The organism is Agarivorans sp. DSG3-1, assembly GCF_046774965.1.
In the GTDB taxonomy this organism is placed as follows: domain Bacteria; phylum Pseudomonadota; class Gammaproteobacteria; order Enterobacterales; family Celerinatantimonadaceae; genus Agarivorans.
In genome coordinates, this window is record NZ_CP177241.1 from 199999 (window position 1) to 223447 (window position 23449).

General features: G+C 44.6%; 23 protein-coding genes and 1 tRNA gene. 8 read left to right on the forward strand and 16 right to left on the reverse strand.

The window, feature by feature from the left end:
- Window positions 1-2: 2 nt before the first annotated feature.
- Both ACLD71_RS00950 and ACLD71_RS00955 read right to left on the reverse strand, forming a co-directional pair.
- Window positions 3-1070, reverse strand: a complete 1068-nt coding sequence (locus tag ACLD71_RS00950) for an efflux RND transporter periplasmic adaptor subunit (RefSeq protein WP_137674235.1) — start codon at window positions 1068-1070, stop codon at window positions 3-5.
- Window positions 1070-2149 (reverse strand): efflux RND transporter periplasmic adaptor subunit, encoded by a 1080-nt coding sequence (locus tag ACLD71_RS00955; protein WP_411992456.1) that lies wholly within the window; start codon window positions 2147-2149, stop codon window positions 1070-1072. Before ACLD71_RS00955 ends, ACLD71_RS00950 begins: the two co-directional genes overlap by 1 nt.
- 168 nt (window positions 2150-2317) lie before the next feature.
- Here ACLD71_RS00955 and ACLD71_RS00960 point away from each other — a divergent pair, with 168 nt between their 5' ends.
- A complete protein-coding gene (locus ACLD71_RS00960; protein ID WP_137674237.1) occupies window positions 2318-3055 on the forward strand; it encodes a TetR/AcrR family transcriptional regulator in 738 nt (245 codons plus the stop codon).
- A gap of 17 nt (window positions 3056-3072) precedes the next feature.
- Here the strand turns inward: ACLD71_RS00960 and ACLD71_RS00965 are convergent, their stop codons facing one another.
- The 5 genes from ACLD71_RS00965 to nhaR form a co-directional block, all read right to left on the reverse strand.
- Window positions 3073-4116: a DUF2955 domain-containing protein gene (locus ACLD71_RS00965; protein WP_411992458.1), complete on the reverse strand. Its 1044-nt coding sequence runs from the start codon at window positions 4114-4116 to the stop codon at window positions 3073-3075.
- Window positions 4106-5200 carry an HlyD family secretion protein gene (locus ACLD71_RS00970; protein ID WP_411992460.1) on the reverse strand — a complete coding sequence of 365 codons (1095 nt, stop codon included), beginning with the start codon at window positions 5198-5200 and terminating at the stop codon, window positions 4106-4108. Before ACLD71_RS00970 ends, ACLD71_RS00965 begins: the two co-directional genes overlap by 11 nt.
- 62 nt (window positions 5201-5262) lie before the next feature.
- The gene (locus ACLD71_RS00975) at window positions 5263-6330 is read right to left on the reverse strand and encodes an AI-2E family transporter (protein WP_161985181.1); all 1068 of its coding nucleotides are present in this window, start codon (window positions 6328-6330) and stop codon (window positions 5263-5265) included.
- A gap of 197 nt (window positions 6331-6527) precedes the next feature.
- Window positions 6528-9248, reverse strand: a complete 2721-nt coding sequence (locus ACLD71_RS00980) for a TIM-barrel domain-containing protein (RefSeq protein ID WP_411992462.1) — start codon at window positions 9246-9248, stop codon at window positions 6528-6530.
- 153 nt (window positions 9249-9401) lie between these two features.
- Window positions 9402-10292 (reverse strand): transcriptional activator NhaR, encoded by an 891-nt coding sequence (nhaR, locus tag ACLD71_RS00985; protein ID WP_411992464.1) that lies wholly within the window; start codon window positions 10290-10292, stop codon window positions 9402-9404.
- Between the two features lie 121 nt (window positions 10293-10413).
- Here nhaR and ACLD71_RS00990 point away from each other — a divergent pair, with 121 nt between their 5' ends.
- From ACLD71_RS00990 to ACLD71_RS01020, 7 genes are all read left to right on the forward strand, one after another.
- Window positions 10414-10911: an HPF/RaiA family ribosome-associated protein gene (locus tag ACLD71_RS00990; protein WP_411992466.1), complete on the forward strand. Its 498-nt coding sequence runs from the start codon at window positions 10414-10416 to the stop codon at window positions 10909-10911.
- Between the two features lie 4 nt (window positions 10912-10915).
- A complete protein-coding gene (locus ACLD71_RS00995; RefSeq protein WP_137674244.1) occupies window positions 10916-11590 on the forward strand; it encodes a Bax inhibitor-1/YccA family protein in 675 nt (224 codons plus the stop codon).
- Between the two features lie 21 nt (window positions 11591-11611).
- Window positions 11612-12322: a tellurite resistance TerB family protein gene (locus tag ACLD71_RS01000; RefSeq protein WP_411992468.1), complete on the forward strand. Its 711-nt coding sequence runs from the start codon at window positions 11612-11614 to the stop codon at window positions 12320-12322.
- A gap of 125 nt (window positions 12323-12447) precedes the next feature.
- Entirely contained in the window at window positions 12448-12621 is a 174-nt protein-coding gene (locus ACLD71_RS01005) for a DUF2986 domain-containing protein (RefSeq protein WP_137674246.1), read from the forward strand.
- Window positions 12622-12895: 274 nt separating this feature from the next.
- The gene (locus tag ACLD71_RS01010; RefSeq protein ID WP_411992470.1) at window positions 12896-15133 is read left to right on the forward strand and encodes an endo-1,4-beta-xylanase; all 2238 of its coding nucleotides are present in this window, start codon (window positions 12896-12898) and stop codon (window positions 15131-15133) included.
- A 197-nt stretch (window positions 15134-15330) separates the two neighbouring features.
- Window positions 15331-15903 carry a thioredoxin family protein gene (locus ACLD71_RS01015; RefSeq protein WP_137674248.1) on the forward strand — a complete coding sequence of 191 codons (573 nt, stop codon included), beginning with the start codon at window positions 15331-15333 and terminating at the stop codon, window positions 15901-15903.
- The gene (locus tag ACLD71_RS01020) at window positions 15887-17203 is read left to right on the forward strand and encodes a MipA/OmpV family protein (RefSeq protein ID WP_411992472.1); all 1317 of its coding nucleotides are present in this window, start codon (window positions 15887-15889) and stop codon (window positions 17201-17203) included. The genes ACLD71_RS01015 and ACLD71_RS01020 overlap by 17 nt, the downstream gene beginning before the upstream one ends.
- Before the next feature lie 21 nt (window positions 17204-17224).
- Here ACLD71_RS01020 and rimI read toward each other — a convergent pair whose 3' ends face one another.
- From rimI to ACLD71_RS01065, 9 genes are all read right to left on the reverse strand, one after another.
- Window positions 17225-17683, reverse strand: a complete 459-nt coding sequence (rimI, locus tag ACLD71_RS01025) for a ribosomal protein S18-alanine N-acetyltransferase (protein WP_411992474.1) — start codon at window positions 17681-17683, stop codon at window positions 17225-17227.
- Window positions 17656-18042: a DNA polymerase III subunit psi gene (locus ACLD71_RS01030; RefSeq protein ID WP_411992476.1), complete on the reverse strand. Its 387-nt coding sequence runs from the start codon at window positions 18040-18042 to the stop codon at window positions 17656-17658. Before ACLD71_RS01030 ends, rimI begins: the two co-directional genes overlap by 28 nt.
- Before the next feature lie 33 nt (window positions 18043-18075).
- Window positions 18076-18972, reverse strand: coding sequence for a 23S rRNA pseudouridine(2604) synthase RluF (gene rluF / locus ACLD71_RS01035; RefSeq protein ID WP_411992478.1), 897 nt, complete (start codon window positions 18970-18972; stop codon window positions 18076-18078).
- A gap of 71 nt (window positions 18973-19043) precedes the next feature.
- Window positions 19044-19871, reverse strand: a complete 828-nt coding sequence (locus tag ACLD71_RS01040) for an HDOD domain-containing protein (RefSeq protein ID WP_137674253.1) — start codon at window positions 19869-19871, stop codon at window positions 19044-19046.
- Between the two features lie 730 nt (window positions 19872-20601).
- A complete protein-coding gene (locus ACLD71_RS01045; protein WP_411992480.1) occupies window positions 20602-20868 on the reverse strand; it encodes a transposase in 267 nt (88 codons plus the stop codon).
- A gap of 104 nt (window positions 20869-20972) precedes the next feature.
- A complete protein-coding gene (locus tag ACLD71_RS01050; protein ID WP_137674254.1) occupies window positions 20973-21410 on the reverse strand; it encodes a hypothetical protein in 438 nt (145 codons plus the stop codon).
- Window positions 21411-21524: 114 nt separating this feature from the next.
- Window positions 21525-22226, reverse strand: coding sequence for a transposase (locus tag ACLD71_RS01055; RefSeq protein ID WP_137674255.1), 702 nt, complete (start codon window positions 22224-22226; stop codon window positions 21525-21527).
- 93 nt (window positions 22227-22319) lie between these two features.
- The gene (locus ACLD71_RS01060) at window positions 22320-22565 is read right to left on the reverse strand and encodes a hypothetical protein (protein WP_411992482.1); all 246 of its coding nucleotides are present in this window, start codon (window positions 22563-22565) and stop codon (window positions 22320-22322) included.
- A 632-nt stretch (window positions 22566-23197) separates the two neighbouring features.
- Window positions 23198-23284: transfer RNA gene (locus ACLD71_RS01065), tRNA-Leu, on the reverse strand.
- Window positions 23285-23449: the final 165 nt, after the last annotated feature.

Sequence of the window (23449 nt, forward strand, 5' to 3'; positions counted from 1 at the left end):
GCTTATTGCTCCTGCAAATTACTGTTAACTGCTCGGCCATTTCTTAAGCGAGCGAGGCTAGATACTATGATTTGATCACCTTGAGCTAAGCCCTCGCTAACCAATACACCTTCGGTATGAATTTGTGCCACTTTTACTTCCACTTTTTGAGCGAGACCTTCTATCACTTTCCATACATAAAACTGTTGGTCGCTGCTGCCTGGGTCTATGGCAGTCATCGGTAAAAGGTAACCACTTTTGCCCACTAAACCTGCGGCGTCTAAATCCACAAACATGGTTACTGCAGTACCCGGTAATATGGCGGGCGAAACTTGTTTCATTCTCATCCATACTTCAAACGCTTGGGTTTCAGGGTTTGGTTCAGAGGTATGCTCCAAAAACGTTAGGGTGTGTAATTCGCTAGTCCCTGCAAACCTTGCCTTTGGTTGATAGGTATAGTTACGCTCAGTGGGGTCAATTTGCGCTAATAAATTATCGGGCAGCTGCAAACGCACGTAGACTAAATCATCTTGGTAAATCGATATCGCAGTTTCCCCTGGCGCTACATTCTCAAAGGATTGCTTAGGCACCTCGGCCACTAAACCACTAAAGGGCGCGCGTAACTGGGTGTAGTTAAGTTGCGACTGCGCAAGCTGGTAGTCAATACCGGCCAGTTTAAAGTTTGCTTCTAGCTCGTCGTACTCTTCTTGAGACAGTAAGCTTTTACCCACCAAGCCTTGGGCTCGGTTTAACTGGCGTTCGGCCAAACTAAAGGTGGCTTTAGCATCATTGACTTGCTGTTTGATTTTGCGATCATCTAACTGTGCTAACAATTGGCCTTTGCTAACCTTTTGCCCAGGTTTAATCGACATAGCGGTAAGTTCGCCGGCAACTCGAAACGACAAAGGCGTTAGCTCTGCAGGTTCTACACGTGCGTTAAATTCGCGCTCTGGCTGAGCGGCAGATTCACTAATGGTAATAGTAATAACGTTTAAGCTTGGAATAGTTTGCACTTCTTGAGGCTCGCTACAAGCAGCCAGCAGCAAAACAGAACCACTTAACGCTAAGGCTTTAACAGTAGAATTCATCATTAAATTCCTCCCTCGCGCTGCCACGGTCTAATAATTTGTCCGGCAGTTAAGGACTTAGCCCCTGCCGCTACAATACTGTCTCCAGCGCTAAGTCCATCAATGACTAAGCCTTGTAAATTTAGTTCCACGGTAACTGCCTCTACACGCATATTGTCTGGCGATACACGCCAAACCTGTGCCTGTTGTTCCTCTATATTAAAAAATGCACCTTTAGGTAAGGCTAAACCGTTATCTGATTCTGATTCATTACGCACATAAACCGCGCCCGACATACCCGGTAGTATGTTCAGGTGCTCGGGGCGAAGAATAGTTAGGGTGACCGAATAACTGTTGGTATCAGGATCTGGCTGAGTTGAAATTTCTTTAAAGCGAGCAGGAAGCTCTACACCTTTAAAGTTGCCTAAAGTGACCCACAATTTTGCTTCGCGTAATTGGGCTAAATCTAAACGCTCAGTAATGGTCACCGGAAGATTAAATACTAAATCTAATTGCTCTGTTCCCAATAGGCTCAGCACTGCTTGTTTAGCACCTACATATTGATATTGCTTGGCGTAGGTCAGTGATACTACGCCTGAGAAAGGTGCGTGTAATTTGCTGTAGGCTAAATCTGTGACGGCTTGGTCTAGGTTAGCTTCGGCTTCGGTGTAAGCCGTTTGCACCTGATCGTAGTTATCTTCAGAGATAAGTTTTTTGGCGAACAATTGCTCAGAACGATTACGTCTAGCTTTCTGTAATTCAAATTGGGCTTGGTGAGCATCTACCGCTAGCTGAAAATCATGCGGATCCAAGCTAGCCAACAAGTCGCCTTTTTCAACAAACTCGCCCATGCGAACATTAAGCTGGTCAATTTCGCCCGTTACTTGGAAAGCAAGTTGGGCTCGGTTAGTGGCTTGCACTTGAGCGACAAAGTTGTAGTCAACTGAGTTAAATGTTTCTGGCACAACCAGCAACTTTACCGGTTTCACAAGCTCGGTAACAGGCTCCGAATAAGCCGGCTCGCAGGCTTGTAAAAACATCATCAAAATACTGACTAGACCAAGGCGCTGCCATACGACTCGGTGGCTTAGACACGTTCTCATTAATTACTCCGATTGAACAAAACAGTCAACTATGCTTTCCAGGCGGAAAGTATATTGGGCAAATCTTATTCTAGCAAGCTTTACTTTCCACCTGGAAAGTAAAAGTTATGTTAGACTACGCCCTAGTTCAGTGCAGACTGATTAACTTGAATGAAGTAATTGTAGAAGATGATTGAGAAACGCACAGGTAGACAAACAGCAAAAGCGGCTGAAGAAACCCGCCGAGAAATTTTAATTGCCGCCGCAGATCTATTCAGTGACAAGGGTTATGCGGCTGTTTCATTACGTGGTATTAGTGAACAAGCAGGGGTGTCTCATACCTTAATTCGCCATCACTTCGGTTCTAAGTTACAGATTTGGCAGCATATATGTGACTGTATGCATTTACACTTTCAAGAATATGTAAACCAACTGGTAGCCCAGCAAGGAAAAGATTTATCGAGTCGTCACCAATTATTTGATCTACTCACGCGCTTATTAGCCAAACTTCAAGTGGACCCGCAACCTATTCGTTTACTAAACGATGCAGTTAAAAATGAACAAGAGCTGTTTGAATACTTTTTAGAAGAAGAAGACCAAGTGCGTGATATTATCGATGCTTTAGTCGAAAAGTGCCAACAGCAGGGTTACCTCAAGCACTTCAACATAGGCGAATTAAAATGGTTACTCACCATTTTTGCTACCTCATCTACCACCCTTGCGCCTTTGTTAGCTAAACCTTATCCAGGTGAAACCCGAGACTACTGCCAGCTTAAAAGCTGGAAAATGTTCAGTCTGCTTTTAGCAAGCCAACTCGATATTGCCGAATCCGACATCCCGCAACCAAAACATTTACGAGAACTAGTAATAGAAATACCGCCTTGCAGCTTTGCAGTAAATAAAGAAGAACAAGAAAAAACCACATAAGCATTATTGCTAAGCGGCTACTTTTGCACACTCAACTTTAACCAATCCAACTTGTGCACAATATAAAAGCTGCCCACTACGTAAACTCCTACCATAGAAAGTTGAAAGATCCGTCCATAAAACTTAGTGCTTGCTTCGCCGCCACCGGTGCCGATGGTGCTAGCTAACACTATGATAAAAGCCGACAAACCCGCCGCCACGATGGCGCCTTTAGGGTGTAAATAAATGGCTTGGGCAATAAGCATGAAAATCAGGGTTATCAGCAAACTCAAAAACAATAGGTGCGGCACCGCTTCTAATAGATTAAACGCCAGCAAAGCAATTAAGCCGCCAACGATATTGGTAAACACAATACCTAAGCTAGCTTTTACCCCCTTGGTTAGCTCCGGATTCTGCGCCAAAATAGCCACAAAAATCACCACCAATAAATCAGATAATTTGTGAAAAGCAAAAAAGTACACCAGTAACGGCAAGAGCACCATAGTGCTGACTATTGCTTTACGAATAGCAAATTGTTGAGTTAACTCTGTGACCGGTGGCACTGGAGGCTTTTGATGAAAATCATCATCAGACGGAATCAACCAGTGCACTAAAGCCACAATGAGTAACGCTAATACAAACGCCACCATAAAGTCAAATACAAAGCCTGACGCAGCCGCTCTACTCACACTGGCAAGCATCGGCAACGCAATCAACGCCACCAACAAAAACAGCACCACTAGCTCGTTCATTCCAGTGTTGGCGCGATAAAACACAAAGAACAAACACCAAGCTAAAATAATGAATAGCAATAAAGGATAAGGCTGAGCAATAAGTACTACGCCCAAGCCTACAGCAAAACAACTGAGTACCGCCAAGGCTAAGGTTTTTACCATCTTTAAATTAAGCGGTGGTTTGCCCGGCAACAACAGCTGAACAACAAATAGTGCGGTCACATAAGACATGCCCCACTCTAGTGTCACAGCTAGCACAAACATCAAGCTACTAACGAGGCTAAAACGCAGCATATGCCGCTTTAACGAAGCGCTTGGGGCAAGCAAAGTGGCCTCTCTAGTAGACATAAGACAGCCAGCTTTTCACCCGCAGAGAGATTTTAGCTAAAACCTTCATAAGTGTGGTGCCTTCGGTGTGAATCGTCACATCTGCTTGCGCGCCAATTCGGCGTAAACCATAGGCTGAATCATCACTAAACTTGATGATAACCGGGAAACGTTGCGGGTCACGCAACCAACCTGCGGTTTGCGGAATAGACGGTAACACCCCTAGGTTATTAGACTGACCAAAGTTAACTGCAAAGCCAATCGACACCACTTCCCCTTTAAAGATCTTGCCAGGGGCAACATCTAAGGCAATTTCAACGGGGTCACCATTTTTTACATTAGCGATATTGTTTTCACGCATGTAGGCCTCAACCCACACCTCTTTGGTGGTCACAAAAGTCATAATCGGCTGACCTTTGTTGGCGTAATATCCGGCTTCTAGTTGCAGGTTTGTTACCCCGCCATCACTGGGTGCCAAAATCACCGTTTTACTTAAATCTAAGCGCGCTTTGCCTAGCTTAGCTAAGGCAGACTGCAATTTAGGGTTGTCGTCGCCACTTACCCCTAAGCTTTGTTTGGCTTGTTCTAGCTCAGCGGTCGCCTTCGCTACGGTTGCTTTAGCTTTTGCCACATCGTTTCTAGCACGGTCAATATTTTGCTGAGGAACCACGTTTTTATCTTCTACCGCAAACAAACGGTTGGCATCGGTAAGAATCGATTGATAAGACGTATTGGCTTCTAACAAGCGGGCTTGCGCGGCAGAAACACCCGCAGTACCAGCACCTATTTCTTGCCCAGCCAACTCTAGAGTGGCCTCTGCTTGTTGTACCGCAAGTACGTATTCTTCTTCAGCCACTTTAGCCAAAGGTTGGCCTTTTTTAACCAATTGATTGTTGGTCACACTCACGTTCACCAACTTGCCCGATACCGAAGCAGCCACCGGCACCACAAAGCCAAATACTCTCGCATTGTCGGTGGTGGGTGTTACTCTGTCTCCCACCACGTAAATAACAAAAACTAAAATACATAGCAGCAAAACAACTAACGAGCTTTTACGCAAAGGGTTGGCTGGAGGGTTTGTTTCTACTGGATTCTCTTCCGACATCTTGTTTCTCTTACATCTAACAGGAAAAAATTAGCTAGCCTAAGCTAGCCAATAATATGCAGTTACTCTGTTGGTTCTACTTCACTGTTTAACTCAAGCCAAGCCATCAACAAGCGATAACTTACCGCAAGAATAACAGCACCTAAGAACAAGCCCACAAAACCAGACATAATCATACCGCCTAGAGAGCCCAGTAAAATCACCAACATTGGCACGTCTACACCACGGCCCAGCAATAATGGCTTCAGCACATTCTCACTAAAACCTGCCAATATGCTCCAAACAGCAAATAAGCTTGCTACCAAGGTAGATTCGTTATTGAACACATACACCACCAACGGCAATACCACGAGTACCGGAGGTAACTGTGCAATGGCTAATACTAATACCAATACCGACCAAACAGCCGCGCCTGGTACACCTACCGCAAAGAAACCAATCGATAATAACGTCGCCTGAATAACCGCCACGCCTAATACACCTTTAGCAACGCTTTGAATGGTATTACTGGCCAAATTAGTGAGATAAGGGCCATTTTTACCGGCCAGCGCCTTGGCTAACAAGGTAGCGCCATGCACCGACTTTTCACCATTGGCCATAAATACACCCGCAATAATGACCGAGAAACAGAACATTAATAGCCCGCCCATTAAGCCACCAGCAACACCAATAACTTTACCTGCAATATCTCCGACCTCGCTGGCATAAGTAGTTAAGTAACGCTGTAAATCGCTGGCGGCTAAAGACCACTGAGCATGCAAGGTTTCGCCCACTAATGGCCAATTTTTGATGGCGTTGGAAGGAGGAGGGATTTCAAAAGAACCTTGCTGAATTTGCTTACCGAGTGCCGCTACGCTGTCTATCGCCGCAGTGGTTATTTTCACCCCAGGGATGAGGATAATCGCCAGGGCAATCAATACCATAATACTGGCAGCCACTCCGCCCTTGCCCACTAGGCTTTTCAGTTTGAGATAAAGCGGGTTTAAAGCCACTGCCAAAATCATTGCCCATACGACCGGGGTAACAAATGGCCGCACAATATCGAAACACCACGCGGCTAATACAAACAATAAACCAATCTTAATCGCGGCTTCTACTGCACCGCGTTCAAATCCTTTTTGATCCAACATATCCATGTTCTCTAAGTGAAGTTACGCATCCTAACTAAACCTACAACCCTGTGGTTTAGCCTGCTTCAATGAGTATAGAGAATATGCCAAGCAATTGTTTAATTTATTAAAATAAACAATTGCCGGAACACAATGTAAGAAAGAAAGTAAACACCCAGCACATCCATAGCCTGTACTGGGTAATTTAATATTAGGGGTTAACATTGGATGCTCAGAGACTGACCATCGTAAGAAACCGTTTTTTGTTGAACAGAATGGGCTGATATAAACCTGATGGCCAAGGTGCGCTTAGCTAACATGCCAGCAAAGCTACCACGCCGCTCCCCTACTTCTAAACTCGCAACTGAGTCATGCCAAATGAAATCAATTTCTGAGTATTCTCCTTGCTCGTAACGATAGCTATCACCCTCGTCTTCATACAGCGTGAACTGTCCATCAGCTCCAGCATAGACCTCAATAGTGAGCGGATCGCACGGTAGCTCATCATGATATTGAACATCTGGACCATGAGGAATAATCGCCCCTGCTTTTACCAGTAAAGGCATTATATCGATAGGTGTGCCCATGGCTAAGGTTTGACCACCTTGATAACAGTGTTTATTCCAGTAGTTGTACCAAGCTCCCCCCGCAGGTAACACCACATCTCGCTCGGCAGGAAACAGTTCTGTAGATTGCTGGCTTAAACCACTGTGCGCCCAACTTAAACTGCACTTAGATGATCCTTGCCAATGCGCGTACTCTACCCGCAAAGAGTACTGTCTACCTGCTTGAAGCTGGCTTTTGGCTTTGTGGTTTACTTGCGCTTGCGGCTGCCAACTATCAATAATCAAGTCATCATCAAGATAAAAACGCACTCCGTCATTGGCGTGAATCAACCAATCATATTCGCCGTCTACAGGCGCGGTTAACAAGCCTAACCAGCGCACACTATAACCACTCAAAGGCAAACCTGCTGGCGGCCCACCCGCCCAATTACCATCTAGCGTTTCACTGTTTTTTTCGCTCACAAAATGCTTGAAAGCATCATCGCTAAAGTGCTGCTCTATCACTCCAATATGGCCACTGGTTGTGGCTAATTGTTGTGGAGCAATCAGCTGTTGCTGCAAGTTTTGCTGATGAAACATTGCTTGAGTCACCGGGCACACCATTAGGCTATCGCCAAACATAAACTGGTCACTAATATCATGTAACAGGTTTTGCTGCCTAAAATCAAAAGCCAACAAACGCATCATGGTGCCACCTTGCTGAGTCACCCGCCATGCTTGTGAGTAGATGTAAGGCAATAAGCGATAACGTAATTTGTCAAACTTAAGCAGAGCATCAAAGGCCCAATCACCAGGCTCGCCAAACTGATAAATTTCTCTGGGGGTATTCGCGCCATGCGAGCGAAATAAAGGGCAAAACGCGCCATATTGGAACCAACGCACATACAATTCTTTGTAGGCATCGTCATCGACACCTTCGGGGAAATTAGCACCAAAACCACTGGTAAAAAATCCGCCAATGTCGGTAGTCCAATAGGGTAAACCGGCCGCACACAAATTAAGTCCCGCAGGTATTTGTTGTCGCAGTACCTGCCACGTGGCGCTGATATCGCCCGACCAACAGGCAGCGGCATAACGCTGCTGGCCTAGGTAACTGGACCGGCTAAGCGTAAATACCCGCTTATCTTCAGCTCCTTGGCTAATTTGCTGGCGTTGCACTTCATAAACACCACGGGTGGTCATTAAGGAGTACCCATTTAGCACTTTTTTCCAGGAGCCTAATTCGGTATCTCGCTGTTGATAACAATATTCCACACCATCTTTAGGCTGCTGAGTGGAGATAAATTCAGGCTCAGTGCCGTCCATCCACAGAGCGTCTACCCCTAGGTCCATTAAACCTTGTTTTACATGTTTCCAGTATATGTCTCGGCCTTGCTGGCTATACGCATCGTAAACATGGCCGTTGGCCCAGTGCTCTGTTTCAAATAAGTAGCCTTGCTCGAGCAATTCATTAAATACTGGGCTGTCTTTGCCTACTATCGGCCAAATAGACACCATTAACTTGAAGTTCATATCGTGCAATTGCGCAATGGTGCTAGCGCCATCACCAAAAGCAGCCTTATCAAACTGCATGGCACTCCAACCGAGTTCCCCCCAGTACTTCCAATCTTGAACAATGTTATCGATGGGGATATTTTTATCTCGGTAGGTTTGAGCGGTAGCTAATAAATCCTCTGCATTTACGTAGCGCTCTTTACTTTGCCAATAGCCATAAGCCCAACGACCAAATAACGGCGCGGCTCCGGTTAACTCTCGATAATGTTGAATAATGTGATCAAACTCAGGGCCATAAATCAGATAAAACTCAATGCATTCGCCCGCTTCACTGCTAAAGCTAAACGCTTCACCCTGGCTGGCAAACTCAGTAAAAGACAACTGATTCCACAATACCGCATAGCCTTTGCTAGACAGCAACATGGGCGCCGCAATACCTTTGTTAGATTGGCAAATTTCTCGGCTCTGATTGTGGTAATTAAAAATACCGTCGGGATACTGGCCTAGACCATAAAATGCTTGCTCACCAGCACTTAAAAATTGCTGCTGTATATGCTGCTCGCCATCGGCTTGAGGCTGAATGCTGGAATCAGCCAAGCTTAGCAACTCTTCACCTTGGGTAGTGCTAAGCACCAGCATTGTTCCTACACGTTCAAGCCTTAACGCGGAACTAGCAATATGCTGTTCAGAACAGCTTTGTGGCGCAATACCGGTTTGCGGTAATACCACTAGTTCAGCCAAATCATGACTAGTTTGTAATGCTGTTTTATCCAAAGATATTCGTACTTTAAGTACGTTGTCATGAATAAACTCTAGGGCGATAACAGTAGAAGATTCCGCAGGGGAAAGCGCTTTAGCGCTAACAAAGTGAGCCGACATTAAGCAGACCTTAAAACAAAGACGTTAGCCCAAGTGTAATCTATAAACTTACTTTAAAAGTGGTGTTAACTACTAAAAGTGATACCTAACCCAGCCCTAATTCGCCAAGTGTTTACAAAGCAAACAAACCCTCTTAGATAACCCCTACACTGCTTACTTTAACCACTCACGAGCTTGTTCGGTAATGGCGACGACAGCAGGGTTACTGACACGCCGTTCGGCAGATATGGCAAAAAACTGCTCGCGCACCGCGTCAGTACAGCCAATAACCTCTACTTTGTATTGATTGACCACTTCATCGGCAATTGCGGTAGGTACGGTAAATACCCCAGTGCCTGCTTGTCCAAAGGCTTTCATCAACGCGCTGTCATCAAACTCACCAACAATTTTGGGGTGAATATTTTGTTTATCAAACCACTGCAATAAACGAACATGCATTAAGTTTATTTCACTTGGGATCAGCAATGGTGCGCCATCTAAACTTGCAGGGAAATCGGCAGTTAAACGTTTGGCCAATTCAGGCACCGCCAAAAAACTAATACCACTTTCACCCAAAGGATGATTAAAGCCGCGCACACCTAAACCCGGAGGCACAGGGCCGTCGGCCAATACCAAATCTAATCGGTTCAAAGCTAACTCGGCGAGTAGGCTTTCTAAGGTATTTTCTTTGCACACCATACGTACAGCATCAGAAAGATTTAATGCTGGGGCAAGCAGGCGATAAGCGATAGTTTTAGGTACCACTTCAGCAATGCCTACTTTAAGCATTTGCGGACGCTCGGTGGGCCCATTGCGCAAAGCATCTTCTAATTCATCGCCCAATGAGAAGATCTCATCGGCATAACTCAGCGCCAATCGGCCTGTCTCGGTGAGCTCTAAATTTCGCCCTACCTTTACAAACAAGTCATCACCAAAGTGCTGCTCTAGTAAACTAATTTGGCCACTAATGGTTTGCGGAGTAATGTGCAGTAACTCACTGGCTCGAGCAATTCCACCTTGCTTGGCAGCTACCCAAAAGTAATGCAGATGTTTGTAGTTAATCATCAGTAAACACTTCGTATTTTACGAACAATTAGCAAAGTATATTCGAGTATACCTAAGTATTAAAGACCATTAAGGTAAAGCTTCGTGATTCAAATCATCCTTAGGGATCCAGGAGCAAACTATGCCGGGCACCATGAAAATTGATATGCACTCACAACACTTTCCGTTAGGCGAGTCTTTACAAGATTACATTCGCCGCCGTATTAACTTCGCCTTAGGTACCCAATACGACAATATTATGCGCATTGCGGTAAGGCTTTCCGATAGCAAAGACACCAAAGGTAGTGCCGGTAAACGCTGCCAAATATTAGTTAAACTTGCCGGCCAAGCCGATGTGGTGATTGAAGATATTCAAGCTCAGCTTTATGTCGCAATAGACCGTGCAGCGAGTCGAGCTAGCCGCTCTGTTACGCGTAAAGTCGCCCGCATGCGTAACAAAGCCTTACGCGCGCCACACATCAGTGTTGAAGATTATTATGACTTACAGGATAAAAACCATAACTTGCATGATGACGAGGTCGATCCACTAGATGATGAATTTCTAAATGAGGAATACGCTTATTTTGATCCACAACAGCAGCTCGACCTTCCCGACACTCAGCAGCCCATCAAGGAGTAAATATATGATCTCCAATTCCCCTTCGCAGCCAAATCAGCTCGCTAAAGAGTCGGTTTATGCCAGCAATAAAGTGATTCGCAATACCTATGCACTGCTGTCAATGACACTGTTATTCAGTGGCGCAAGTGCAGGGGTATCTATGGCCTTAAACCTGCCACATCCGGGGATTATTCTGACCTTAGTTGGTTACTTTGGATTGCTGTTCGCCACCGTAAAGTTGCGCAATAGTGGCTGGGGGCTAGTGAGTGTTTTTGCCTTAACCGGTTTTATGGGCTTAACCCTTGGCCCCATATTAACTGCCTATTTAAGCTTACCTAACGGCGGCATGGTAGTGACTCAAGCCATGGTGGCCACCGCAGTGATATTTATCTCACTATCGGTGTACGCCATCACCAGTAAAAAAGACTTTAGCTTTATGGGAGGCTTTTTAATGGTGGGCATTATCGTTGCCTTTCTTGCAGGATTGGGCGCGATATTGTTCTCGATTCCGGCCTTGTCATTGGGTGTATCGGCAATGTTTGTATTGCTAATGTCGGGCTTAATTTTGTATGAGACCAGTAACATTATTCGCGGGGGTGAAACTAACTACATCATGGCCACTACGTCTTTATTTGTCGCTATTTTCAACTTGTTCACCAGCCTGCTGCATCTTCTCGGCTTTTTAAATGGTGACGATTAACCCAGCCAATGAGGAATTATTATGAGTATTCAAAATCTACTTAACCAATTTATGGGTAGCTCCGACAGTGCCAAGCAAAACGCTCCACAAAGCCAGGGCGTGTTGGGTTCACTCAGCAATAACATTCCAGGAGGATTAGCAGGGGGAGCCGCCGCAGGCGGACTAATGGCCTTGCTAGTCAGCAATAAGTCTGCCCGTAAATTTGCCGGCAAAGCAGCCACGGTAGGTGGCGCAGCGGTACTTGGAGGCTTGGCCTTCAGTGCATTTAGCAATTGGAAAAAACAAAGCGGCAGTAAATACAGCGCAGATACCAGTGCACAAATGTCCAAAGTGAATCAACAAAGCTTTAGCTCTTCTGCCACCTTAAATGACGAATTTCAGTTAACACTGATTAAAGCAATGATCGCTGCCGCCAAGGCAGATGGCCACATTGACGATGCCGAACAACAGCGAATATTTGAAGCCGTAGAGCAAATGGCCTTAAGTGATGAAGCCAAAGCGACCTTGTTTCAATTGATGCGCCAAACCATCACCATTGAGGAACTAGCCAATGGAGTTGACAGCATTGAGCAGAAATCTGAACTTTACTTGGTATCTTGTATTGCGATTAACGTAGACAACTCGGCTGAGCAAGCGCATTTAGATGGCTTGGCTTATGCCTTAAGGTTGCCCTTTGATCTTGCTGAACAGCTACAGAAACAAGCTCAACAAGCGCTCGACCAAGCGGCTTAAATTCTAGCCTTTCACTTACTGGCAGGGATGCTAGTGACTATCTTTAGAGGTTTGTCCCGCAACTAAAGATGTTGAGTGAACAATTTGCTATTATTAATCGCATTCAACTCCCATGAGCTAGCAACGTGAACCGCAAAAAGAAAATAAACGATACTTTGAAAAAAAGAGCTAAGAAAGCCAACGCCAAAAATCAGAAAACCAATAAACCGCGTTATATTTCTAAAGCTGAACGGGCGGCAATGGAAGAACAACAAGCCAACGAAACGACTAACGATAGCGCAGAAGCCCCTGCTGAATAAGCGCTAGCACCCACAGCGTTCTCCCTTTCAAAAATAAGCCGGCTAACATCCCTCTGTGGCTTACTATTAAACGGTTCAACATCAACACGCTTATGCTTGCCTCTAGCCTTCTATTTTTCCATTCTATTAAGTGATTCATCAACGTTCATGCAAGCATGAGGCAGTTCACAATAGCGGGTTTTCGCAATCCAATTATCAACTTTCACAGTGCTCACCCTATAAAAGGGAGGATAAGGTAGCCAATAAGCTGAATACCGTTCAAGGAGTATGACCCATGCACCAGCATGCAATTAAAACCGGATTTTTCAAAGTGGCTGCCGTTGCAGCGGCTTTTTGTGCGTTACAACTAAACGCTGCTCCATTGCGTGACGTAGTAAAAGACCAAGACCAATTTATTGGTGCGGCGCTAGAAACACGCCACCTTCAAGACAAGCAATTTGCCGAAACACTGGCCCGCGAGTTTAACCAACTCACCCCAGAGAACGAAATGAAATGGGGTTACCTACAGCCAGAGCGCGGTAAATTTACCTTCGACAAAGCCGACCAGCTGATTGACTTTGCCCAGGAAAATAACATGACGGTACGTGGTCATGCGCTAGTGTGGCATATTCAAAACCCCGCTTGGTTAGATGAAGGCGAGTTCAGCAAACAAGAAATGCTGAAAATTATGGAAGAGCACATTACCGAAGTAGTGAGCCATTACAAAGGCAAAGTACAATACTGGGATGTGGTGAACGAAGCCTTAGATGACAACGGTGGTTGGCGCCAAACTATTTGGTACAACACCATTGGTGAAGAGTATATTGCTAAAGCCTTTGAATTTGCCCATAAGGCCGATCCTGATGCGATTTTGGTTTATAACGATTACTCAACTGAGGGTAAAAGCCCTAAAGCCAATGCTGCTTACCGTTTAGTTAAAAAACTAAAAGAACAAGGGGTGCCTATTCATGGCATTGGTACTCAGGCTCACTTAGTCGTTGGCGTAGCACCACGAGTAGCTGATATTGCCGCCAACATTGAACGCATTAGCGAACTCGGTTTAGAGTTCCACTTCACTGAAGTTGATATTCGCATTCAAGGTGAAGCAAGCGATCGCTCATTGCAACAGCAAGCTAACATGTATGAAGATTTAGCCAAACTAAGTGCTTATTTTGATAACGTTAACTTCTTTACCACTTGGGGTATTAGCGATAAATACAGCTGGATACCACATTGGTTCAAAGGTTTTGATCACGGCTTGTTGTTCGATAAACAATACAAAGAAAAACCGGCTTATGTGGCGGTAAACAAAGTATTTGAAGAAAAAGCAAAAGGCACCTTTGATTGGGCTCCGCCTGCCCCACTAGCGGATACAGGTCGTCGCTTTGAAGCCTTTATTAGTAATGAAGCAGAACAACATCTCAAACTAGATGGTCAAGCCGCTAAATGGAAAAACGCGGTATTCTACCCGTTTGCTTACAACCAGTTAGGTGGAAAAGACTTAACCTTACCCGCTGAGTCTGATATTTCAGGCCGCTTTGCTATGTTGTACAAAGACAATACTTTGTATGGTCGTGTTGAGCGTAAAGACGATAAAACCGTGACCAGCAATAAAGCTCAAGTATGGGAAAATGATTCGGTAGAAGTATTCCTTGGTTTTGGTGAAGAGTTTGCTCAAATTCGCGCTTTAGTTAGTGAAGAGTTTGCCCCTAGCGCTTTCCAAGCAGAGATTAAAAACTACTGGAGTGAAGATGGCACAGTGATGGAGTTTTCTATTTCTCCTAAACAAACCACCGAGCTAGCGGGCGCAACCTTAGGTTTCAATATTGCCTTAGCCGACAACGATGCTGGCGCAGATGCCGGGCGTCATGCTCAACTATACCCAGTACCAGGCACCAACAATGGTTGGCAAGGGCACGACTTTGGTGAAGTATTCTTTACCGCGCAAAACCGCGAAATTAGCGAAGGCCTAAAAGGCCAAGTGGTTAGCTTTAAAGCCGAGCCACTAAAAGACCTAGACCCAAGCGCTGAGTTTAGCCTGGCACAGTGGGCAAATGCTTACCATTACCCGTTTGCCTTTAACCAACTCACTCCAGATGACCAAACACCGCCTAGCCAAGACATTATTCACGGCACATGGCGCGTAGCATACTCTGGAAATACTTTGTACGGAGTGGTTCATCGCCAAGACAATGTGACAGTAACGAGTGGTGATGATTGGCAAACAGACAACGTTGAAATATTTATCAAAGTTGGCGAAGAGTTTGTACAGTTCCGCAGTATTGTGGGCCAAGATTTCCAGAAAAATAGCTTCCCAGGAAAACGTGTTGCTAAATGGAATGACGATGGCACCATCATGCAATTTGCCATTGAATTGCCTGTTAAAGACTTGGGCGGCACCACCATTGATTGGAACATTGCCCTAGCCGATAACGATGATGGCAGCTCGCGTAGCTCTCAGCTTTACCCAGTTCCAGGTAACAATACCGCCTACCTCGGTGAGCAGTTAACAATTTTGGAATTTGTTAAATAAGCTGTCGCTCTAAACCTTAAAGCCCCGTTTATTACGGGGCTTTTTTTTGCCCTTTCCTCACACTATTAAAACTCTCCGATTCCCCAATGACCACAGCCGTTGATCTACCACTACGCTAAAGCTTACTATTAGCTAGCCGATAGCTAATTAAGTGCTTGTATAAACAAATGCTTAGTTAATTTCCCAAGAGGCCTGCAATGAGTTTTGAGTTGTTCAAAAAAGCGTTCTTCACCATGGTGCTAATCGCCATTGGCGGTGCGGCCTTAAGTTATATGTTCATTTACCATGTGAAAGGCCGTGGGGTAAGCGCCAAAGATGGCTGGATGTTTGATATTGCTGGTTATCATCAAGCTATTCGAGAATCTAAACTCACCAATAAACCAGTCTTTTTATACCTGCGCCGCCAAGCTTGTCAGCGCTGTATTGCCTTTGAGCAAGACTACCTAAATGATCCTGAGCTGAAACGTATTCTTAATGAATATGTAAAAGTGCAGGTAAACATAGATACCGATCGAGACCACGAGCGCTTTGCTGATCAGTTCAACTTAAACACCTACCCTTCTATGTTTATTATGTTCGATCAAGAACACCCTGTTTCTACCTACTTAGTACTGGAAATGGCACAAATCTGGGTGGCCCGCGACACCTTAAAAAATGGAAACTTTATGCCGCTTTCGCCGACAAGCTTTCGTTTATCTGTGACCCATGCGACAATATTGGCACGAAAAGCTGCCAGCATGGACGACTCAAACAGTGAAACACCCCCTTAAATTTATAACCTTCAGTTTATTTGTCGTTTCACTGTTATCTACTAGCTTCACCAGTTCTGCCAGCGCCATGTTAGAAGGCCCGCTAAATAACGATTGGGGCATCGCCTTTGGCTTCCGTAATGCCAGCATTCCCTTTCGCTCTGAGACCAGCAGCGTTTCTGATGTGGTGCCATTGTTTTTTTATAAAGGTGAACGGGTCTACCTAGACGGGCTAGCCGCCGGTTATAAATTTTGGAAAGACGATGATTTCGATGTAGCTGTTATGGGGCGCTACCGCTTTTTTGATATTCCTTCTGAGTATCAAAATCAAATCCGTGGTGACGGCATAGACTACGGATTGCGCAGCCAATGGCGCTTTAAACCCGATTACTCCTTTAACACTGAGCTGCTAAGTGATGATGTGGGTAACCTACACGGTAATTTAGAGCTCACATGGCAAAAGTTTTACAAACGTTGGTATTTCGCGCCCTACGCTACTGCTCATATCAAAAGCAGCGACTATAACACCCGTTATTACGGCCTAGAACTGTTTGAAACCAAAGCCGACGTAGATATTAAAGCCGGTATAGATATGCGCTATCAAGTATGGCGAGACTTCTTTTTAGTCGGCCGCTTAGGCGGTACGTATTTAGGCCACGAAACGCAAAAAGTCGATATTATTGATAAAAACTTTCAGTTTGAAAGCTTTATCGGAATAAGCTTCTTTAACAAGCAATATCAAACTACTTCAGGTGATTGGCCAAAAGGCTATTTACGGGTATCTCACGCTTGGGCAACCCCTTCTAACCTTGGCGATATCATTCACTTCAAGGCCGAAAAAGACGAATACAATAACCAGCTCAGCTCAATATTTTATGGCCACTTACTCAGTGAAACCTTGTTGGGCTACCCGATTGATGTATACCTAACACCCGGCTTGGCTTACCACCACAGCTCAGAAGTTCAAGATCCTATTCTGGAATATGTTATCGCGTTTAAGGCCTACTACACCTTTACTTGGCCCATTCGCTGGCGCTTTGGCGTGGCCGAGGGTTTATCTTACGTGACTAACATCACTTATATTGAAGAAGTAGACCTAGCCGAAGATGGCAAAGGCTATAAACCCAGCAAACTACTTAATTACTTAGATTTCTCTTTAGATGTAAACCTTGGTGATTTATTTAGAAAACCCGAATTAGACAACATGTGGCTAGGTTACAATATTCACCACCGTTCCGGTATTTTTGAGAACTCTTCACTATTTGGGCGGATTAAAGGCGGCAGTAACTACCAAGGCCTGCATTTCCAATGGCATTGGTAAAGGTTTATTTGTTAGTAACGTTTAGCAAATACATTGCATGATGAGGGCGTCTTCTCGCCCTTGCTCGTGACAAGGATAATAGGCTTTACGCCGGTCAATCTCGCTAAATTCAAAGCGTTTATAAAGCTGCTGAGCCTTATAGTTGCTGGCTCGAACCTCTAGCAGTATGTGCAGCCACTGTTGCTGCTCTGCCATGTTAAACATGGCCCGCATAAGCTGCTTTCCTAGGCCTTGCCCCTGAGACTCTGGAGCGACTGCTATGTTAATTAGCTCGGCTTCTCCAGCCACCACCCGCAAAACAATATAAGCCAACAAGCGTTGCCCTTGCCACAACCCTAAATTGCGATACAAGCCGCCAAAATTACTGGCCAGCAAATCCCGGCTCCAGGGGTGCGAATGTGCTTGTTGCTCTATGGCTAACATCAGCGGCACATCCATTAGTGATAAAGGGCTTAACTCTGGTTTAAGATCTGGCTGCATATTTGTTGCCATAGTATTCGTTTAGCTTGTTTGTTATTGGCAAGCTGCTCTGGGTCACAACGCAGCAACTGTGGTAGTTGGGGGTTATTCTCACTGGGCTCAGCCCACAATACCCAGCCCTGATAACCTTCTGGAAAGTGCTCGGCGCTGGTGCAGTGTATATCTGCCCAATCAAACTTCATAGCGGCTACAATGCCTTTAAACAAGTCGAGGTGCTGCTGCAAAGCCTTCGCATTAATCACCACAACCAAAGGCCAAGCCGGCAGTTCTTGCAAGGGTTTAGCCACCAGCGTCTCTCTGGTTAGCCAAACATCTATCCCCATTTCTTGAAGATAATGATGTGCTTTTTTATCTATCATTACTTGCTTCTATTTGGTCACTGGTAGTCATAGTTAGCGCGGCTTTTTGTTTAAGCTTAAGGTCGCTTTTCCCGAGCGTTGCGAGCGGGACTTTTGAAACTTATATCGCGTGTTGCTACTCGCTGCTTTATTTACAAATACGGTTTTCTTACCAAGCCCTTGTTTAGGCTTTTCTGCTCCAGTGGTTTGAGTAGGCGCAGTTTTACTAGAATGCGTTACCGCTTGATTAATCTCGGCCATCTCGGCTTCAGTTAAGTTACGCCATTGCCCTGGGCGTAAATTGTCTAAACTCACGTTCATTATTCGGGTGCGTTTTAACTTAGTTACTTCGTAACCTAGGTGTTCACACATGCGGCGAATCTGCCGATTCAAACCTTGAGTAAGAATAATAGTGAATACAAATTTGCTGTTCACCCTTACCTTACAGGGTTTAGTCACCGTATCTAAAATAGGTACACCACGCGACATACGCTCTACAAAGCGTTCGCTTAGGGGTTTATCTACGGTAACGACATATTCTTTATCGTGGGCATTTTCAGCGCGCAGGATTTTGTTAACAATGTCGCCATCGCTGGTAAGAAAAATCAAACCCTCAGAAGGTTTGTCTAAACGCCCAATGGGAAAAATGCGCTGCTTGTGGCCAATGGCATCAATAATATTGCCTTTAACATGCAATTCAGTGGTGCTGGTAATACCTATTGGCTTGTTATACGCAATGTATACGCGATCAGATTTATTGCTAGCAATGGCCTTAATCAACTTACCGTCTACCGCTACTTTATCGCCTGGCTGCACTTTAGTGCCTAATTCTGGCTTACTGCCATTAATGGTGACACGCTGCTGTTCAATCAATTTGTCGGCTTCGCGACGCGAACAAAATCCAGAATCACTGATAAATTTATTGAGGCGTTTTTCGGTTGATGAGCTCACAAGAGGTTCCACTAGCTAGTTAACGCGCCTATTAAACCATAGAACAGCAGGCTGAATAAGCGCTTTTAGCCTTAGCCAGCCATTTGCTCGGCCATTTCTCGGCCCTGACCGCGGATTTTGTCAATGGTAACGTAAAATGACGACGGCAATACCAAAGCACCAGAATTAGCATGGCTAGCAAAATAATCGATTTTTGCGGCTTTACTTTCTAGTTGGTCCCAATCTTTATGTAGCTGACAAGCAAAGTGCAAAACCAACGCCCGCAAAGGTTCTATATTGGCTGCATCAGGATTGACATGAAATTCAATGGTGTCGACCAAGCGAGGAGCAAACTTCCATAGGCGAGCCAACTCGGCACCCAGTTTAGCCGTAGTAGTGCCTAACACCTCTAGTTGTACAGATTGAGGGTCTTCGCCTTCAGCTTCTCTCTCCGCTATTTTAGTCGCCAGCTCGGGGGCGAGGCTGTACACCATTAAATCACCAATATTATGCAAAATACCGGCGGTAAACATTTCATTAGGGTCTATGCGTACTTTTTCAGCAATAGCGCTGGTAATGCTGGCGATTTCAAAGGTATCGCTCCAAAACTCACGCATATCTAAATTGTTCACTCGTGGAAACGAACTGGTTAGCCAAGACACCACAATCATGGTTTTAAGCGGGGCAATGCCTAAACGAATCACCGCTTCGTTAATCGAAGCAATAGTACGACTTCGGCCAAAATGTGCAGAGTTAGACAATCGCAATACGCGGGCGCTAATCACCTGGTCCATGGCAATTTTCTTAGACAACATCGAAAAATCACAATCGGGGTCATTAAGCATGTTAACCAGCTCTTGCACCACACTAGGCACTTTAGGCAATTCGTTAACACGGGATAGCAACTCTTGTTCCGTCATCCAAGTCTCCTGCTCGAGCGTTCGCCCTGTTAACCAAGGCGAATAACTTGTGCGCTGTATACGCTATCTAGTACTACTTTATGCCAGTGTGAACAAGGACTTCAAGCAACAGCCGTAAATAACAACCATATCAGTAGTTAACAGGAGGGTAAAGCAAGGTTTTGTCAGTAGATGCTTTTAAGGTAATTCTGCTATGGGAGGGTGGCGATAAAACGAAATATTGGAGCTTGAATAGCTACTTAGAGTCGATGAGCGCATGACTTTAAGACAAGCAATTCACGTTTGCCAAGCTTAGTCATTGTATTGCCACGTTAAATGATGTGTTCTGCTAGGCCGGGATAAGAAACGCGAAGTTTTCGCGTCATTCTGTTACCTAATAGCAAGATGTTTAGCTCAGTGTAGGCAATATAAAGTGACTCTGACCCCTTTTATTATGAAACAGAATTTGCCCTAATAGAGCAGAGCTAAACTACAGATAAATCGAGCAAAGAGGTTCACATAGCCAAACAGGAAGTATTGAGGTTTAGAGAACTAAGACCATTTTGCCTTAACCAAGTAACATAGGCTCGCATATCATCGTCATTGGTAAAAGTAACTTGCCGATTGTTACCACGCTGAATGAGGTGCTACGCCAGATCGGGCTAAGAAACACTATGCTTTCGAGCCATTTCATCACCTGAAGCAATATGTTTACTTTAGTGTAGAAAATATAAAGTGACTCTGACCCCTTTTATTTCAAGGTACCAGTGCGCTGGTAGCGACGATTAAAATACAACACATACATTCGCCCTAGCGACTGCATCATTGTTGAAATGCCCGTTGCTGTTGAAGGTGTGCAGAGTAGATGGACGTGATTAGTCATTAATACCCAAGCATGAATAGCCACTTGATACTGCTTGGCATATTGCTTTAACCAAGCAACATAGGCTTGCATATCTTCGTCGTTAGCAAAAATAACTTGGCGATTATTGCCACGCTGAATGATGTGCTCCGCCACACCGGGATAAGAAGCACGAAGTTTTCGAGCTATTTCATCACCTAAAGCAAGATGTTTACTTTAGTGTATAAAATATAAAGTGACTCTGACCCCTTTTATTTCTTTTATGTTGATTCAATTCCTAATTCCGATTCTTGAACAATAACTTTCACTTCATAAATTCCACTGTCATTGATAAAAGTCATTCCATTCAAAAATACAGGTCGACTATTTAAGATACTTTCGTAGCTATCATCTGAGCGAGAAGTCAGAGCTATGTTGCATTTAGGGCATTTCAATTCATTACGTAAAGCAAACTGGTATGAGACTTCTAAGTCACGGCTTTCTAGGTAGCTCAAAACTGCGCTGCCTAATGTTAACTCAGGTGATTCACAACAATCAGATAGTCCCCTTAAGCTCTCACTTACTAAAATCGCATCACCTGCCAGTGAATACAGGGATACCAAATCCCTATTTAAGCGACTAAGCCAAGAGTATTTCAAGCTAAAAGAGCAATTGGGACACTCTCTCTGCTTACCACTCCTTTCAAGAATACGTACCATAATTTAGTCCTCTAATATGACTGTTATCTGCCGAATACCTTCACCACCGTTAGAAGGTATGCTGTCAATTACTAGCTCTGGAGAATAAAAGGGGTCAGAGTCACTTTATTAAACTTAATCGCCATGCTTTCGCCACCCTTCTCGCCTACCGCGAATACCTTCTGTTACCCGTAGACCTGTTAGTGTTTCTATTTCCTGTTTAAACTGTTCACTACCTAATGCCAAGCCTTTATGCGTAGCTTGACGAATATCATTGAGTAGCTTTCCTTCTATATGATTGGCAAACAAAGCGCGGTAAGCACTTTGCCTCTCAATAGGTGAGCCGCCTAAACTAGCATACAGCTGATGCTCACTCAGTAAGCTACTACGTTTTCCTAAGGCACTGCACTGATAACTAGACCACGAGTAATCCGCAGGGTCACTAACCATGTTAGCCCGCACAGGGTTTAGCTCTATGTATCTGCTTACCTGCATGAAATACGCTTCACTCTCGATTAAGCAAGACTTAAAACGCCCCTCCCACAAGGTACCAGTGCGCTGGTAGCGACGATTAAAATACAACACATACATTCGCCCTAGCGACTGCATCATTGTTGAAATGCCCGTTGCTGTTGAAGGTGTGCAGAGTAGATGGACGTGATTAGTCATTAATACCCAAGCATGAATAGCCACTTGATACTGCTTGGCATATTGCTTTAACCAAGCAACATAGGCTTGCATATCTTCGTCGTTAGCAAAAATAATTTGGCGATTATTGCCACGTTGAATGAGGTGCTCCGCCACACCGGGATAAGAAACACGAAGTTTTCGCGCCATTCTATTACCTAAAGCAAGATGTTTAGCTCAGTGTAGGCAATATAAAGTGACTCTGACCCTGAGGGCTCCCTTTATTTAATTGTATTCTCTGATCTAATGAACTCCATACTTTCTGCACATCTCATCAAAGCAAATTTTCCCTACTTTTGCTTGCTCATAGTCTGACTTAGTAATCTCTATCTCCCTCCCAGCCCCTTGAAGTTGTCCTGAAATGTATGAGAAAAAATAATTCTCATCACGCTTGCACACACTCCAACCGTTTCTAAAAAACAAGTTTTTACTATCCTCTGGCGAGCTTTGAGGGTATACAAATGGTTTTTCCTTATAATACTTACTCATACTCTACCTCTGTTCTTCAGTCTAGTAGTTCCAACTCAATCAATGGTGGCTTATGCGAAAAATCCATAACAGCTTCAGGGATACCGCCGTTAGTATATCCCCCTGGTATCCACTGAGAATTCGCTCCCCCTTCATTTCCTGATGGGACCTTTATATTTTTCAAGTCTTCAGGGCGTATATAGAAGACTACTGTATCGCTATCTCCCAAATAATCCTGATCAAGTCCTAACTTTTGCTCGACAAGCCTAAGGTCACTTCCTGACTCCGACATTACACTATCGAACTCAGACTTCGGTATAACAAACCCTCCGTCAGGCCCAGCCGTTTTAAACTTACCTACATCAGTTCTCGAAGTAAAACGCACGGCCCCTTCATCAAAATGTGATAGATGTTTTTCAATTTGCTGCTTTGTTAAGTAATCTGATGGCTGAGGTCTAGAGCCATTTGGTTGACTCAGAACTTCTTCATAGACTCTAGATGAGTCCCACCCATCATTAATAAAAGAATAAAAGGGGTCAGAGTCAATTTATATCGTAATGACCGGGGCGTCAAAGTGACGTTGGCTTTCTCGAGATATTCGTGGGTAAAAAACAGGCACAAAAAAGCCGTCACTAGGACGGCTTTTTCTAATTTGGTACCAGAGGCCGGACTTGAACCGGCACGTTATTTCTAACGGGGGATTTTGAATCCCCTATGTCTACCAATTTCATCACTCTGGCATTTGTTATGCTCGCCTCAGCGAGTGATTGGCATTATAAGCTGCGTTTTTAGATTGGCAAGCGCTTTTTGTTTTTAAGTTCACTAAGTGTTTAAGAAATGCGCGTACTCGCAATTTGTATACTAAAACCGAGGAAAATCACTGACAGACTCAATTCTTACCCAGT

Excerpts from the sequence above, each read along its gene's own strand:
- ACLD71_RS00950 (WP_137674235.1), bottom strand. The coding sequence starts at position 1,070 with ATGATGAATTCTACTGTTAAAGCCTTAGCGTTAAGTGGTTCTGTTTTG.
- ACLD71_RS00955 (WP_411992456.1), bottom strand. The coding sequence starts at position 2,149 with ATGAGAACGTGTCTAAGCCACCGAGTCGTATGGCAGCGCCTTGGTCTA.
- ACLD71_RS00960 (WP_137674237.1), top strand. The coding sequence starts at position 2,318 with ATGATTGAGAAACGCACAGGTAGACAAACAGCAAAAGCGGCTGAAGAA.
- ACLD71_RS00965 (WP_411992458.1), bottom strand. The coding sequence starts at position 4,116 with ATGTCTACTAGAGAGGCCACTTTGCTTGCCCCAAGCGCTTCGTTAAAG.
- ACLD71_RS00970 (WP_411992460.1), bottom strand. The coding sequence starts at position 5,200 with ATGTCGGAAGAGAATCCAGTAGAAACAAACCCTCCAGCCAACCCTTTG.
- ACLD71_RS00975 (WP_161985181.1), bottom strand. The coding sequence starts at position 6,330 with ATGTTGGATCAAAAAGGATTTGAACGCGGTGCAGTAGAAGCCGCGATT.
- ACLD71_RS00980 (WP_411992462.1), bottom strand. The coding sequence starts at position 9,248 with ATGTCGGCTCACTTTGTTAGCGCTAAAGCGCTTTCCCCTGCGGAATCT.
- nhaR (WP_411992464.1), bottom strand. The coding sequence starts at position 10,292 with ATGATTAACTACAAACATCTGCATTACTTTTGGGTAGCTGCCAAGCAA.
- ACLD71_RS00990 (WP_411992466.1), top strand. The coding sequence starts at position 10,414 with ATGCCGGGCACCATGAAAATTGATATGCACTCACAACACTTTCCGTTA.
- ACLD71_RS00995 (WP_137674244.1), top strand. The coding sequence starts at position 10,916 with ATGATCTCCAATTCCCCTTCGCAGCCAAATCAGCTCGCTAAAGAGTCG.
- ACLD71_RS01000 (WP_411992468.1), top strand. The coding sequence starts at position 11,612 with ATGAGTATTCAAAATCTACTTAACCAATTTATGGGTAGCTCCGACAGT.
- ACLD71_RS01010 (WP_411992470.1), top strand. The coding sequence starts at position 12,896 with ATGCACCAGCATGCAATTAAAACCGGATTTTTCAAAGTGGCTGCCGTT.
- ACLD71_RS01015 (WP_137674248.1), top strand. The coding sequence starts at position 15,331 with ATGAGTTTTGAGTTGTTCAAAAAAGCGTTCTTCACCATGGTGCTAATC.
- rimI (WP_411992474.1), bottom strand. The coding sequence starts at position 17,683 with ATGCAGCCAGATCTTAAACCAGAGTTAAGCCCTTTATCACTAATGGAT.
- ACLD71_RS01030 (WP_411992476.1), bottom strand. The coding sequence starts at position 18,042 with ATGATAGATAAAAAAGCACATCATTATCTTCAAGAAATGGGGATAGAT.
- ACLD71_RS01040 (WP_137674253.1), bottom strand. The coding sequence starts at position 19,871 with ATGACGGAACAAGAGTTGCTATCCCGTGTTAACGAATTGCCTAAAGTG.
- ACLD71_RS01050 (WP_137674254.1), bottom strand. The coding sequence starts at position 21,410 with ATGGTACGTATTCTTGAAAGGAGTGGTAAGCAGAGAGAGTGTCCCAAT.
- ACLD71_RS01055 (WP_137674255.1), bottom strand. The coding sequence starts at position 22,226 with ATGGCGCGAAAACTTCGTGTTTCTTATCCCGGTGTGGCGGAGCACCTC.
- ACLD71_RS01060 (WP_411992482.1), bottom strand. The coding sequence starts at position 22,565 with ATGAGTAAGTATTATAAGGAAAAACCATTTGTATACCCTCAAAGCTCG.